11 protein-coding genes are annotated in these 12,909 nt (G+C 74.9%); 10 read left to right on the forward strand and 1 reads right to left on the reverse strand.

What is annotated here, in order from left to right; all coding sequences use genetic code 11:
* Nucleotides 1-3: 3 nt before the first annotated feature.
* The 10 genes from BSL84_RS17175 (at nt 4) to BSL84_RS17220 (ending at nt 11,445) form a co-directional block, all read left to right on the forward strand.
* Nucleotides 4-669, forward strand: a complete 666-nt coding sequence (locus BSL84_RS17175; RefSeq protein WP_094744316.1) for a molybdopterin-dependent oxidoreductase — start codon at nt 4-6, stop codon at nt 667-669.
* On the forward strand, nt 611-1,327 hold the full coding sequence (locus BSL84_RS17180) for a cytochrome b/b6 domain-containing protein (protein WP_075970678.1): 717 nt from the start codon (nt 611-613) through the stop codon (nt 1,325-1,327). The genes BSL84_RS17175 and BSL84_RS17180 overlap by 59 nt, the downstream gene beginning before the upstream one ends.
* A gap of 231 nt (nt 1,328-1,558) precedes the next feature.
* Nucleotides 1,559-2,305 (forward strand): VOC family protein, encoded by a 747-nt coding sequence (locus BSL84_RS17185; protein ID WP_075970679.1) that lies wholly within the window; start codon nt 1,559-1,561, stop codon nt 2,303-2,305.
* A gap of 105 nt (nt 2,306-2,410) precedes the next feature.
* Nucleotides 2,411-4,132, forward strand: coding sequence for a sensor histidine kinase (locus tag BSL84_RS17190; protein WP_234363475.1), 1,722 nt, complete (start codon nt 2,411-2,413; stop codon nt 4,130-4,132).
* Nucleotides 4,129-4,806 (forward strand): response regulator, encoded by a 678-nt coding sequence (locus BSL84_RS17195; protein WP_030032209.1) that lies wholly within the window; start codon nt 4,129-4,131, stop codon nt 4,804-4,806. The genes BSL84_RS17190 and BSL84_RS17195 overlap by 4 nt, the downstream gene beginning before the upstream one ends.
* 225 nt (nt 4,807-5,031) lie before the next feature.
* Nucleotides 5,032-5,778, forward strand: a complete 747-nt coding sequence (locus tag BSL84_RS17200) for an ABC transporter ATP-binding protein (RefSeq protein ID WP_030032207.1) — start codon at nt 5,032-5,034, stop codon at nt 5,776-5,778.
* 65 nt (nt 5,779-5,843) lie between these two features.
* Complete coding sequence (locus BSL84_RS17205; protein ID WP_045321648.1) at nt 5,844-8,408, forward strand: ABC transporter permease; 2,565 nt, start codon at nt 5,844-5,846, stop codon at nt 8,406-8,408.
* A gap of 169 nt (nt 8,409-8,577) precedes the next feature.
* Nucleotides 8,578-9,939: a hypothetical protein gene (locus BSL84_RS17210; protein WP_107484815.1), complete on the forward strand. Its 1,362-nt coding sequence runs from the start codon at nt 8,578-8,580 to the stop codon at nt 9,937-9,939.
* 149 nt (nt 9,940-10,088) lie between these two features.
* Entirely contained in the window at nt 10,089-10,781 is a 693-nt protein-coding gene (locus tag BSL84_RS17215) for a GAP family protein (protein WP_075970681.1), read from the forward strand.
* A gap of 97 nt (nt 10,782-10,878) precedes the next feature.
* Nucleotides 10,879-11,445: a potassium channel family protein gene (locus BSL84_RS17220; RefSeq protein ID WP_075970682.1), complete on the forward strand. Its 567-nt coding sequence runs from the start codon at nt 10,879-10,881 to the stop codon at nt 11,443-11,445.
* A 72-nt stretch (nt 11,446-11,517) separates the two neighbouring features.
* Here BSL84_RS17220 and BSL84_RS17225 read toward each other — a convergent pair whose 3' ends face one another.
* On the reverse strand, nt 11,518-12,894 hold the full coding sequence (locus BSL84_RS17225; RefSeq protein ID WP_030030415.1) for an FAD-binding oxidoreductase: 1,377 nt from the start codon (nt 12,892-12,894) through the stop codon (nt 11,518-11,520).
* Between the last annotated feature and the right edge of the window lie 15 nt (nt 12,895-12,909).

The following is a 12,909-nucleotide window of genomic DNA, read 5'->3' on the forward strand; positions in this document are numbered from 1 at the left end:
GGCATGATCGCGCTCGGCGGCGGAGGCCTCGTCGCCGCACCGTACGTGCAGCGCGCGACGGAGACCTTCCTCGGCGCCGCCTCGGACAAGGACCCGACCGGACTCACGGGACTGCTGCCCAACGGCGGCGGCTTCCGCTACTACTCCGTCGTCTCCTCCGTCCCGCGGAAGACCGAGCAGACCTACCGGCTCACCGTGGACGGCCTGGTCGACCACCCCACCACCTACACCCTCGACGCGCTACGGCAACTGCCGCAGACGCGTGTCGTACGGGACGTGCAGTGCGTCACCGGCTGGCGGGTCCCCCAGACGCCCTTCTCCGGCGTCACGCTGTCCCACCTGCTCGACGCGGCCGGCGTACGGCCGGAAGCGACGGCGATCCGCTTCACCTGCTTCGACGGCACCTACAGCGAGAGCCTCACCCTCCCGCAGGCCCGGCGCGACGACGTACTGGTCGCTCTGCAGATGCAGGACAAGCCGGTCAGCCACACCCACGGCGGCCCGGTCCGGCTCTACGTCGCGCCGATGTACTTCTACAAGTCGGCGAAATGGCTCTCCGGGATCACGCTCACGTCCGACGTGCGGCCCGGCTACTGGGAGGAGCGGGGCTATGACGTCGACGCCTGGGTCGGCGGATCCAACGGGCGCAGTGACGCACCCACCGTCTGAACCGGCCCGGCGGGTACGCAGGTTCACCCGCGCCGAGCGCTGGGTCCACCGCACGACGGCCGGCCTGCTGCTGCTCTGCGTCGCGACCGCCGCCGCGCTCTACGTCCCCCAGATCGCCGAACTCGTCGGCCGCCGCGCTCTCGTCGTCACCGTCCACGAATGGGCCGGGATCCTGCTGCCCGCACCCTTCCTGCTGGGCCTCGCCTCTCCCGCCTTCCGGACCGACCTGCGCAGGCTGAACCGGTTCGGGCCGCACGACAGGAAGTGGCTGCGCGCGGTACGGCGACGCGACCGCCGCTCCGGTTCCCGGCCGGCGGGCAAGTTCAACGCCGGGCAGAAGATCTACGCGTCGTGGATCGCCGGCGCCGTCCTCGTCATGCTGGCGACCGGGCTGCTGATGTGGTTCACGCACCTGACACCCCTGGTGTGGCGTACGAGCGCCACCTTCGTGCACGACTGGCTGGCTTTGGCCGTCGGCATCGTGGTGGCCGGCCACATCGGCATGGCGCTCGCCGACCCGGAGGCGCGCAGGGGCATGCGTACCGGGTCGGTCGAGCGCGTCTGGGCACGGCGGGAGCACCCGCTGTGGCTGAGGGACGACCCGCAGGACGCGCCGCAGGACGCGTCGGACGGCGGGCCGGAGGACCAGGGCGGCTGACGGAGCCGGCACCCGGCCGCGCCGGATGCGTTCCGCCGGGTGGGCGGCCGGGGCCGGCCGCCGTGTCGGCGCGGGCGCGGGCGGCGGCGCAAGGAGGATGTGGCGGACGTTTCCCGGGAGCTCCCGCGAGTACCGTGGGAGGGGCATCCGGGGCCGCACCGGCGGATGGGGATGACAGGCGTGTCGACATCGAGTCACGAAACATACGGCGCACCCTGCTGGGTCAGCCTCATGGCGCGCGACGTCGGCGCGGCGCAGGCCTTCTACAGCGCGGTCCTCGGCTGGCGGTTCGGCGGCGACCGCCTCGGCGGGGGATTCGCCGTCGGCTTCAGCGACGGCGTCCCGGTCGCCGGCCTCGGATCCATGCCCGCCGGGGTCACGGTCCCGGTCGCCTGGACCCCGTACTTCGCCGTGGACGACGCCGACGGCACGGCCGCACGCATCCTGGAGCGCAGCGGGACCGTGGCCGTCGGCCCCCTCGCCTTCGGTACGGGACGGGCGGCGCTCGCCGCCGACCTCGACGGCGCGGTCTTCGGGATCTGGCAGGGCGACGCCATCCCCGACTGGGGTATGGGCGGCGAGGCCGCGCCGGCCTGGCTGGAACTGCGCACCAGGAACGCCTTCGACGCCGCCATCTTCTACGGCGAGGTCCTGGAATGGGCGTGCTCCCAGGAGGGCTGCTGCGAGGTCGCCTACGTGGAGGAGGACCACCGCATCCTGCTGCGCCACGCGGGCCGTACGGTGGCCCGCCTGCACGGCGGGACGCTCGCGCAGGCCCCCGACCCGAACGTGCGGCCGCGCTGGCACGTCCACTTCCGGGTGCCCGACCTGGAAACCGCGGTGAAGGCCGCGACCGGCCTGGGCGGCAGCACCGTCTCCGTGGCGCAGGCCGTTTCGCGCCCGCAGGAGATCACCCTGCGCGATCCCGAGGGAGCGCTGTTCGGGATCGTCGGACCAGCCGATTCCGTGCCCTTCTGACCCCTGCCCCCTGCCCCCGGCCCGCCGCCCTCTGCCTTTGGGCAGAGGCGCAGATCGGCCGCAGGGTCCATGCCGGCGCGCGGCCCGGCGTCGATACTGGTCAGCGTGGTGCCCATCAGCTCTCCCCGTCGTCCCGCACGCCTCCGCCCGGTCGCGGAGACGGCCGGCGCGGGCCTGGCCGGCCTGTGCGTGTACGCGGCGATCGGCCACCTCGGGTACCTGCCGCACCCACCCCTCCAGCTCCTCGTCCTCGCCCTGGCCACCGGGCTCTTCGCGCTGCGCCGCCGCCGGCCCGGGCCCGTGCTCCTGCTCCTCGCCGCGCTGACCGGCCCGGTGCCGGCCGTCGGGCCGGTCACGGCGGCGGCCGCCTACTCCGTGGCCCGCCGGATGGCCCGGCCGCGCCCGCGCGCCCGGCTGCTCACCGCCGCCGGCGCCCTCCTCGTGGTGTGCGCGACGGCGGCCGGACCGCGGCTCGGGCCCGGTTCGGCGGCGTACGGGCTGGCCCTGGGCCTGGTCCTCGCACCGGCCGCCGTGATCGTCCCCGGCCTGATCGGCACGGCGCGGGGGCAGCAGGGCCGCCTGGTGCGGGCGCTGCGCGAGCGCGGTGACGCGGCCGAGCGGGCCCGCCGGCTGGCCGACAGCGAGGCCCGGATCCACGAGCGCTCCCGAATCGCCGCCGAGATGCACGACCTGGTGGGCCACCGGCTCAGCCTGGTCTCCCTGCACGCCGGCGGGCTGGAGCTGGCCCTGGAGGGAGCCGCCCCGCAGCTGCGCGAGGAGGCCGTCCTGGTGCGGAGCACCACCCGCGACGCCATGCGCGAGCTGCGCCAGGTCCTCGGCGTGCTCGGGCCGCTCGCCCGGGACACCGGATCCGACGCCCTCACCGACGCGACCGGCACCCGCGCCGACATCGAGGCGCTGGTCGCGCAGTCCCGCGACGGAGGGATCGCGGTACGGCTCGACTGGACGGGGCCCGACCTCGACGCCCGTCCCGCGCCGGTCCGGCGGGCGGTGCACCGTGTCGTACGGGAGGCCCTGACCAACGTGCACCGGTACGCGGCCGACGCGCACGTCACCGTGACGGTCGAGCACGACACCGCCGCGGCGGCCACCGCCGAGGCCGCCGGAGCCCGGGTCCGGGTCACCGTACGGAACGGGGCCCGGCCCGGGCCGCCGACGCGGACCCCGGCGGAGGAACCGGGCACCGGACGCGGCCTCGCCGGACTGCGCGAGCGCGTGGAACTGCTCGGCGGGTCCTTCGAGGCCGCCGCCCTGCCGTCCGGCGGGTTCCGGGTGGCCGCGACCGTGCCCGCCGAGCCGGCCGCGCCGGGTACCGCGGCGGGGACGGCCCCGCCGGCCGGCCCCCACCCGACCGGCACCGACGCCGACCCAGCCGACCCCGGCGCCACCGCCACCGCCACCGCCCCCGCCCCTGACGGGCGGCGGACCGCCGAGGCCCTGACGCTCGCCTCCGGGCTGGCGGCACTGTCCGCGCTCATGGTCGTCGGGGTCGCCTTCGTGTACGCCGCCCAGCCGACGGGGCGTTCCGGGCCGGCGCCGCTGCCGCGCATCGGCATGACGTACGCGGAGGTGGCCGGGCACGGCGTGCTGGACAACGCGGCGGTACGGGCCGCCGCCACCGGCCACGAGCCGCCGCGTCCGGCCGGTGCGGCCGGCTGCGTCTACCCGTTCAACGGCGCCACCGAGCGGCACCCCGGCGGGCTGCTCATCGCCCGCTACTGCTTCGACGCCGCCCAGCGGCTGATCGCCATCGACCGGTTCGGCGTACCGTCGGTCCGGGACACCACGCCCTGGGAGACACCGTGACGACGCCCGCCCGGCCCATCCGTGTCCTGCTCGCCGACGACGAGACGATGATCCGGCACGGGGTCCGCCTGATCCTGCGGCACGCCGGCGACATCGACGTCGTCGCCGAGGCCTGCGACGGACGGCAGGCCGTCGAACTGGCCGCCGCCCACCGGCCCGACGTGGCGCTGGTGGACATCCGGATGCCGGTCTGCGACGGCCTCGCCGCGATCGCACCGCTGCTCGCCCTCGATCCGGCGCCGCGCGTGGTGATGCTGACGACCTTCGGCGACGAGGACAACGTCATCCGGGCGCTGCGGGAGGGCGCCGCGGGCTTCCTCCTGAAGGACGAGGGCCCGCAGGAGCTCATCGGGGCGGTACGCGCCGCAGCCGCCGGCGACGCCGTGCTGTCCCCGGGCGTGACCGGGTCGGTGATCGCCCGGATGCTCCGCGGCGGCGACCGGGACGGCCCCGGCGCCGGGCCCGTCGACGAGCGGATCGCGCGGCTCACCGTACGGGAGCGGGAGGTCCTGTCGATGCTGGGCGAGGGGCTGTCGAACCAGGACATCGCCGGCCGGCTCGGCATCGGGGTCGGCACGGTGAAGACGCACGTGGGCGCGATCCTGGAGAAGACCGGTTCGGCAAGCCGGGTTCAGGCGGCCCTCCTCGCCCACCGGACCGGCCTGGCCTCCTGAGGCCGGGCGGCCCGCCGGCCTCTGCCCGAAGGCGGAGGCGGCGTGCCCGCGGCTGGGTCCGAAGGCAGAGGCCGGCGGCCCCGCCCCCTCCCTCCGACAGAGCTCGACTCCAGCCTCCAGCACGATGTCTGCGCAGGTCAGAGCGGTGAGCATGGAATGCGTCCCCGGTCCGGCCACCCCTTCGGGTGGAGACCGACGCATCTCGCACCCGAGGCGGAGTCCCCCATGTCGCAGTCCCCATCGCCCTCCCGGCCGGCCGCCCGCGCCACCGCTCTGACCAAGGTGTACGGGAAGGGGGAGACCCGGGTGACCGCCCTGGACGCGGTGACGGTCGACATCGCCCCGGGCCGGTTCACCGCCGTGATGGGCCCCTCGGGCTCCGGCAAGTCCACGCTGATGCACTGCCTGGCCGGGCTCGACACGGTGACCTCCGGTTCCGCGTGCGTCGGCGGCACCGAGCTGTCCTCGCTGAGCGAGAAGCAGCTGACGGCCCTGCGGCGGGAGAAGGTCGGCTTCGTGTTCCAGGGCTTCAACCTGATGCCCACCCTGACCGCGCTGGAGAACATCACGCTGCCGCTGCGGCTCGCCGGCCGCCGGCCGGACCCCGCCTGGCTGGAGGCCGTGGTGGCCACGGTCGGGCTGGCGGGCCGGCTGCACCACCGCCCGGCCGAGCTGTCCGGCGGTCAGCAGCAACGGGTCGCGGTGGCACGGGCGTTGATCACCCGGCCCGAGATCGTCTTCGCCGACGAGCCGACCGGGAACCTCGATTCACGCTCCGGCGCGGAAATCCTCCGCTTCCTGCGCGACTGCGTACGGGAGTTGGGGCAGACGGTGGTCATGGTCACCCACGACCCGGCGGCCGCCGCGTACGCCGACCGGGTCCTGTTCCTGGCCGACGGCCGCGTGGTCGACGAACTGCACGAGCCGTCCGCCGCGGCCGTACTCGACCGGATGCCCGGCCTCGAAAGCTGAGCCGCCTGCTCCGGCTCCTGCTGCTCCTGCGGCTCCCCTCTCCTCACCTCCCCCGAAAGCTGCCCATGCTGCGTACAGCCCTGCGCAACCTCCTCGCGCACAAGGCCCGTCTGGCCATGACCGTCCTGGCGGTCTGCCTCGGCGTCGCGTTCGTCTCCGGCACCCTCGTCTTCGCCGACTCCTCCGCCGCCGCCTACCGCGCCGCCGCGTCGAAGAGCTTCGCCGGCGTCGACGTCACCGTGACCCCGAAGGACCCCCCGGACGCTTCCCCCGGCGAAGAACGCGCGAGCGTCCTGGACGACGCGCTGGTACGCCAGCTGGCCGCCGTATCCGGTGTGGCCGCCGTACGGCCCGCCGCCGACGGGTCCGCCGTCCTCTCCGCCGCCGACGGCACCCCGCTGCGCGCGGGCAGGGCGTGGGCGAACCTCGGCGCCGCCCACGTACCGGACGGGAACGGCGAGGACGGCCGGTACCCGCTGGTCGAGGGCCGGGCTCCGCGCAGCGGCGACGAGATCGCCGTGGACACGGGCACCGCCGCCGCCGGCCGGTACCGGCTCGGGGACACGGTCACACTGGCCACCGACGGCCCGGTCATGACGAAGCGGCTCGTGGGCCTCGTCGCCGTGAAGGACACCCGGGTGACCGCGGGCGGCACCCTCGTGCTGTTCGACAAGGCCACCGCCCAGCGGCTGTTCGCCTCCCCGGGCCGGTACACCGGGATCGACCTCACCGCCGCGCCCGGCACCGGCCAGGCCGAACTCTCCGGCCGGGTGGCCTCCGTACTGCCCGCCGGGCGGGCCGAGGCCACGACCGGCGCCGCCCAGGCGGCCCAGCAGGCCTCCTACGTCGCCACCCTGACCCGAGGTCACACCAAAATGCCGCTGGTCTTCGCCGGCGTCTCGCTGTTCATCGGCTCCTTCCTCATCGTCAACACCTTCACGATGCTTGTGACGCGGCGCACCCGCGAGATCGCGCTGCTGCGGGCGATCGGCGCCACACGCCGCCAGGTCGCCGGCTCCGTGCTCGCCGAGGCCGCCCTGCTCGGCCTCGTCGCCTCCGCCGCCGGCTTCCTGCTCGGCCTCGGCGTCGCCGCCGTACTGCCCGGCCTGCTCGGCGCCTCCCAGGACGCCCTGCCCGACGGGCCGCTGGTGATCGGCCCGCTGCCCGTCGCGGCCGCGCTCTGCGTCGGCGTGGGCGTGACAGTGCCGGCCGCCTGGCTGCCGTCCCGCCGGGCGGCGAAGGTCGCACCGGTCGAGGCGATGCGTTCGGCGCAGCAGCCCCCCTCCGCCACGCAGTCGCGGGTCCGCGCCGGTGCGGGGCTGGTCCTGCTCGTCCTCGGCGCCGGGCTGCTGGTGTCGCTGAGCGGGGCGGAGGACGCCTCGGCCCGCAACCTCCAGGACGCGATGCTCGCCTGCGGCGTCCTCGCAGCCGGCCTGATCCTGCTGGCGCCGCTGCTCGCCGCACCGGTGATCCGGCAGGCGGGACGGCTGACCGGCCGCTTCGGCGCCGTCGGCCACCTCGCCCGGGAGAACGCGCTGCGCGACCCGCGGCGCACCGCCGCCACCGCCTCCTCCCTGATGATCAGTACGGCGCTGGTCGCCGGGCTGGCCGTCGTCGGGAACTCCACCGCGCAGGCCCTGGACCGCCAGGCCGCCGCCGGACTCGGCGCGGACTACGTGATCGGCACCCGCACCCCCACCACCGGCATCGACCCGGCCGCCGTCGAGCGGGTCGCCGCCACGGCCGGCGTGCGGACCGCGGCGGCCGTCGCCGACGTGCCGGTGTTCACCGGCGGCGGCGTCAGGCGGATCGCCGGTGTGGACCCGGCCGCCGTGGACGCGGTCATGCGCCTGGACTTCACCGCAGGCTCCGCCGAGGACCTCGGGCCCGGCCGGATCGCCGTCTCCGCCACGCTCGCCCGGGAACAGGGGCTGGCCGCGGGCGATCGGATCGAGGCCCGCATCGGGCACGGACACCAGCCGCGCCCGTACACGGTCGTCGGCGTCTACCGGGACAACCCCGTCGCCGGCGACGCGCTCGGCGACCTCGGCGAGGTACGGCAGAACGGCTTCCTGCCCGGGTCCGTCCAGCGGATCCTCGTCCGTACCGACGACGGCGCCTCCTCCGACGCCGTGGGCAAGGGGCTGCGCACCGCGGTGGGCGCCAACCCGCTGCTGAAGGTCCAGGACCGGGCTGCCCTCGTCCGCGAGGCCGCGGGCAGCCTGGGCGAGCTGCTGACCCTGATGTACGGGCTGCTGGCGATCGGCGTCGTGATCAGCGCGCTCGGCATCGTGAACACCCTCGCGATGTCGGTGTCGGAGCGGACCCGGGAGATCGGCGTGCTGCGCGCCATCGGCATGGAGCGGGCCGGCGTACGGCGGATGATCCGGCTGGAAGCCGTGGTCGTGGCCGCGTTCGGCACGCTGCTGGGGCTGGCGGGCGGCGTGTTCAGCGCCTGGGCGGTCGGCTCGCTGGCGAACGGCGCGATGGAGCAGTACGCGTTCGCACCGCCGTGGGGGAGGCTGCTGCTGGTCTGCCTGCTGTCCCTCGCGGTCGGCGCGGCCGCCGCGGTCGTACCCGCCCGCCGGGCGGCGGCGCTGAGCCCGCTGCGCGCCGTCGCCGAGGCCTGAGGGCGCGAGCGCTCCTCTGGCGACGCAGGCGACCCAGGCGACCCAGGCGACCGGGGCCGCGTCACCTGTAGGGCGCAGCTGAACAGGCGCGTCCGGTGGCGGTCCGGTTCCAATGGCAGGGCGCGGCCTCCGCCGCACCCTGCCGTGCCCCGCCGTCCCCGGGAGTGCCATGAGCGAGCCGTCCCCGTCCCCCGGCGACCCGCCCGGCCCGGCGCCGGCCGCCCGGCCGGCCGCCGCGCAGGGCGGCGGATCCCGTGGCGGGCGGATCGCGAAGAGCGCCGTGTCGGCGGTACTGATCACGCTGACGTGCATCCTCGTGCCGCTCTCCCTGCTCACCGTCTGGGTGCACGACATCGTGCTGGACACCGACCGGTACGTCTCGACGGTCAGGCCGCTCGCCTCGAACCCGGCGATCGAGCAGGCCGCGGTGGGCCGCATCACGAAGGCCGCCGACTCGCACGTGGACGGCTCCCAGATCACGGCCGACCTGGCGAAGTGGCTGGAGTCGCAGGGGCTCCCGCCGCGCGTGGGCGCCGCGGTCAAGGCACTGGGCCCGCAGCTGGACTCGGCCGCCGACCAGGTCGTCTCCAAGGTGGCGACGCGGTTCGTGGAGAGCGACCGGTTCGAGAAGGTGTGGACCACGGCCAATCGCGCCGCCCACAACGCGGTGGTGCACGCGCTCACCGGCAAGGGCCGCGGCGCGGTCGGCGTCGACGGGGGCACCGTCACCCTCGACGTCGGCGAGGCGGTGGACAAGGTCAAGGAAGAGCTCGTGGCCGCCGGGGTCTCCCCGGCGGAGAAGATCCCCGAGGTCGACAAGCAGATGGTGCTCTTCCGGAACGACAAGCTGGGGCAGATCAGGGGCGCGGTGCGGCTGCTCGACGCCCTCGGCAACTGGCTGCCCGTACTCACGGTCCTCCTCGGCGCGGCCGGCGTCATGCTGGCCCGGCGCCGTCGGCGGGCTCTGGTGACCACCGCCCTGTGCGCGGCGTTCGCCTGCCTGCTGGTCGCCCTCGCCCTGGTCGTCGGCCGCCGCTACTACCTCGACCACCTGCCCCCGGAGGTCCAGTCCCCGGCCGCGGCGGCGGCCGTCTTCGACACGCTGGTGCGGTTCCTGCGGGTCAGCCTGCGGACCGCGATCGTCCTCGGCATCGTCGTGGCGCTCGGCGCCTACCTCTCCGGCGCCGGCCGGCTGCCGCGCGGGGTGCGCGGCCGGGCCGACCGTACGGCCGACTCCGCCGCCCGCTGGGGCGCCGGACACGGGGTGCGCACGGGGGCGGCGGGCCGGTGGGTGGCGGCCCACCGGCACGCGCTCACCGTGGGCGTGCTGCTCGTCGTCGCGCTCGTGTTCGCGCTGTGGAACCACCCGACGGTGCTGACGGTGCTGCTGCTGGTGCTGATCCTGCTCGCGGTGCTCGCCGTCCTGGCCCTGCTCGCGGCCGGCGGGCGGGTCGCCGACGGCGCGAGCGGGACCGGAACCGGCGGCCCGGCCGGCCGTCAGGGGCCGCCCCCCGGCCCGCGAGTGGAGTAGAAGCACCGCGCGCGGCGCGTGCGTTTGCGGGCGCATGCGGCGCGTGCGGCGCATCTTTTGCGGGCGCATGCGGGGCGGGTCGACCATGGACGCATGAGCGTCCCCCTCCCGAGCTGCGGAGGGGGCAATCGACCGACGGGGAAGAGCCGATGGTGCTTGACCTGATCGTCATCGGGCTGATCATCACGCTCTATCCGCTGCCCGTCATGGCCTTCGTGCTGGTGGTGTCCGCCCCGGGCGGCCTGTGGAAGGGGCTGGCCTTCATCCTGGCCTGGTTCGGCTGCCTGGTCGCCGTGATCGCTGTCGTCCTGCTCCTCACCGGCGGTCAGCCCCCGCCGCCGCGCTCCCCGCCGTCCACCGCCGGCCTCGCGGTCCGGCTGGCCATCGGCATCGGGCTGATCGCCTACGCCGAGTACCGGCGCCGGCGGCGGGTCCGGGCCGGGGCCGGCGGGGCACCGGACCGCGAGGCGGCCCGGCCCGGCCCCGCCGACGACGGGCACCCCGTCACGTCCCGCATGGACCAGGCGTCCGCGTGGTCCGCCGCCGGGATCGCGGTGCTGATCCAGCCGTGGGGCATGGTCGGCGCGGCCGCCGCCACCGTCGTCGGGGCGAACCTCTCCGACAGCGCCACCTTCCTGGCCCTGTTCGGCTTCTGCCTGCTGGCCTCCTCCACCCTCCTGGCGATGGAGCTGTACATGGTGTTCGCCCCGGAGCGGGCGGCGCGGGCGCTGACGGGCATGCGGAGATGGCTCTCGGACCACAAGGACCCGGCGATCGTCCTGGCCTGTCTGGGCCTCGGCCTGTGGCTGGTCGGCAGGAGCCTCTACGACCTCACGCGCTGACCGGAGCACGGCGGTACAGCGCCACGCGGTACGGCGGTACGGCGGTACCCCCGCGGCTCCGGTCGCCGGATACCGCCGGGGCCGTTCTCCTGAAGGCATGGGACGCAACGCAGACCGCCGCCGCCGGCGCATCCTGCTGGGCCACTGCCTGCGCGCGACGGCCGTTGCGAGCCTGCTCACGACGCTCTACTACCTGGCGCCCCTGGAAGGCGGCCTGGGTGTCCTGACCGTCCTGACGCTCGTCCTGGGCCTGCTGGCCTTCGGTCTGCTGACGGTCTGGCAGGTCTCCACCATCGCCCGTTCGGAGTATCCGCGGCTGGCCGCTCTGGAAGCGATGGCCACCGCCGTACCGCTGTTCCTCATCGTCTTCTCGGCGACCTACTTCATGCTCTCCGAGACCGTGCCGGCCACCTTCTCCGAGAGGCTGGACCGCACGGACGCCCTCTACTTCACGGTCACGGTGTTCGCGACGGTTGGCTTCGGCGACATCGTCCCCGTCACCGGGGCCGGGCGCGTGCTGACCACCGTGCAGATGATCGCCGACCTGATCGTGGTGGGCGTCATCGCCAAGGCGCTCTTCGGCGCGATCAAGATCGCCATGCGCAGGAGGCAGGGCCGGCGGCTCCCGTACGACGACGCGGAGGACCCGGACGAAGAGCCCTGACACGCGGAAGACCCCGCCCGGGGAACCTGACGGGGTCTTCACGCCACCGGCCGCGCGCGGGCCGGAAGGCCCTCACGCGGCGGGCTGGATGTTCTGGTTCAGGTGGAAGAGGTTGTCCGGGTCGTACGTCCGCTTGACCTCGGCGAGACGGTCGTAGTTCCCCTTGTAGTTGGCCCTGATCCTGCTCTGGTCGTCCTCGGCCATGAAGTTGATGTAGCCGCCCTCCTCCGAGTGCGGTGCGGTGGCCTCGTAGTAGTCGCGGACCCAGGCGGTGTTCGCCTCGTTCTCCGCGGGGTCCGGCCACATGCCGGCGATGACGGTGGCGAACGAGGCGTCGCGGTAGGCGAAGGCCGTCTCCTGCGGTCCCACACGGTGGCAGGCGCCGTTGATCGGGTAGATGTGGACCGTCGAGTTGACGGCGGGCAGCTTCGGGCCGTGCACCAGGTGCGCCTCGATCGCCGAATCGGTCAGCTCGGTCACGAAGTTGGCCTTCCAGTAGTGCTGGAGGCCGGGCGGCACCAGAGCGTCGAAGGCACTGTTGAGCGCCGGGTACGGCATCGGGCCGACGTGCTCCGCGACCACCGGGGCGAAGTCGTGGAAGGCCCGGAGGGCCTTCTCGCCCTCGTCGAGCGGCCCGGCCCAGCAGCCCACGATCAGGGCGAACGGATCGCCGTGCCGGTCGGCGGGGATGAACGGCAGCGGCGGGGCCAGCTGGAAGGCCGGGAACCCGCCGAGCTGCTCCGGGGCGTCGGCGATGTACTCGGCGAAGGACCGCAGCACGGTGGCCGCGTCGTCGAGCTCGAAGAGCATCGGCCCGCCGTAGATGTCCTTGACCGGGCTGAGCCGGTACTCGAAGGAGGTCACGGCGCCGAAGTTGCCGCCGCCGCCGCGGATCGCCCAGAAGAGGTCCGGGTTCTCCTCCTCGCTCGCCACCAGGATCCGGCCGTCCGCCGTCACCACGTCCGCCGAGATCAGGTTGTCGCAGCTCAGACCCAGGCCACGGCACAGGTAGCCGATGCCGCCGCCGAGGGTGAGACCGCCGATGCCGGTGGTGGAGATGATTCCGCCGGTGGTGGCCAGCCCGTAGGCGTACGCCGCCGCGTTGAGGTCGCCCCAGGTGGCGCCGCCCTCCGCGCGCGCCGTGCGGCGCGCGGCGTCGACGCGTACCCCGTGCATCCCCGACAGGTCGGCGACGACGCCGCCGTCGCAGGTGCCGAAGCCGGGCACGCTGTGGCCACCGCCGCGGACCGCGAGGTCCAGCGCGTTCTCCCGCGCGAAGTCGACCGCGGCCACGACGTCCCCGGCGTTGGCGCAGCGCACGACGACGGCCGGCCTCCGGTCGATCATGGCGTTGTGGACCGCGCGCGCCTCCTCGTAGGCGGCGTCGCCGGGGGCGACGACCGCCCCGCGTACCCGTTCTCGCAGCTGGTCGATCGCGAGCTTGCCCATGACCATCGCTCCTCG

It is taken from the genome of Streptomyces sp. TN58, assembly GCF_001941845.1.
Taxonomy (GTDB): Bacteria; Actinomycetota; Actinomycetes; order Streptomycetales; family Streptomycetaceae; genus Streptomyces.

What these genes read in the sequence shown, in the direction of transcription:
- BSL84_RS17175 (WP_094744316.1), top strand. Translation starts at nt 4, where the DNA reads ATGATCGCGCTCGGCGGCGGAGGCCTCGTCGCCGCACCGTACGTGCAG.
- BSL84_RS17180 (WP_075970678.1), top strand. Translation starts at nt 611, where the DNA reads ATGACGTCGACGCCTGGGTCGGCGGATCCAACGGGCGCAGTGACGCAC.
- BSL84_RS17185 (WP_075970679.1), top strand. Translation starts at nt 1,559, where the DNA reads ATGGCGCGCGACGTCGGCGCGGCGCAGGCCTTCTACAGCGCGGTCCTC.
- BSL84_RS17200 (WP_030032207.1), top strand. Translation starts at nt 5,032, where the DNA reads ATGTCGCAGTCCCCATCGCCCTCCCGGCCGGCCGCCCGCGCCACCGCT.
- BSL84_RS17205 (WP_045321648.1), top strand. Translation starts at nt 5,844, where the DNA reads ATGCTGCGTACAGCCCTGCGCAACCTCCTCGCGCACAAGGCCCGTCTG.
- BSL84_RS17210 (WP_107484815.1), top strand. Translation starts at nt 8,578, where the DNA reads ATGAGCGAGCCGTCCCCGTCCCCCGGCGACCCGCCCGGCCCGGCGCCG.
- BSL84_RS17215 (WP_075970681.1), top strand. Translation starts at nt 10,089, where the DNA reads ATGGTGCTTGACCTGATCGTCATCGGGCTGATCATCACGCTCTATCCG.
- BSL84_RS17220 (WP_075970682.1), top strand. Translation starts at nt 10,879, where the DNA reads ATGGGACGCAACGCAGACCGCCGCCGCCGGCGCATCCTGCTGGGCCAC.
- BSL84_RS17225 (WP_030030415.1), bottom strand. Translation starts at nt 12,894, where the DNA reads ATGGGCAAGCTCGCGATCGACCAGCTGCGAGAACGGGTACGCGGGGCG.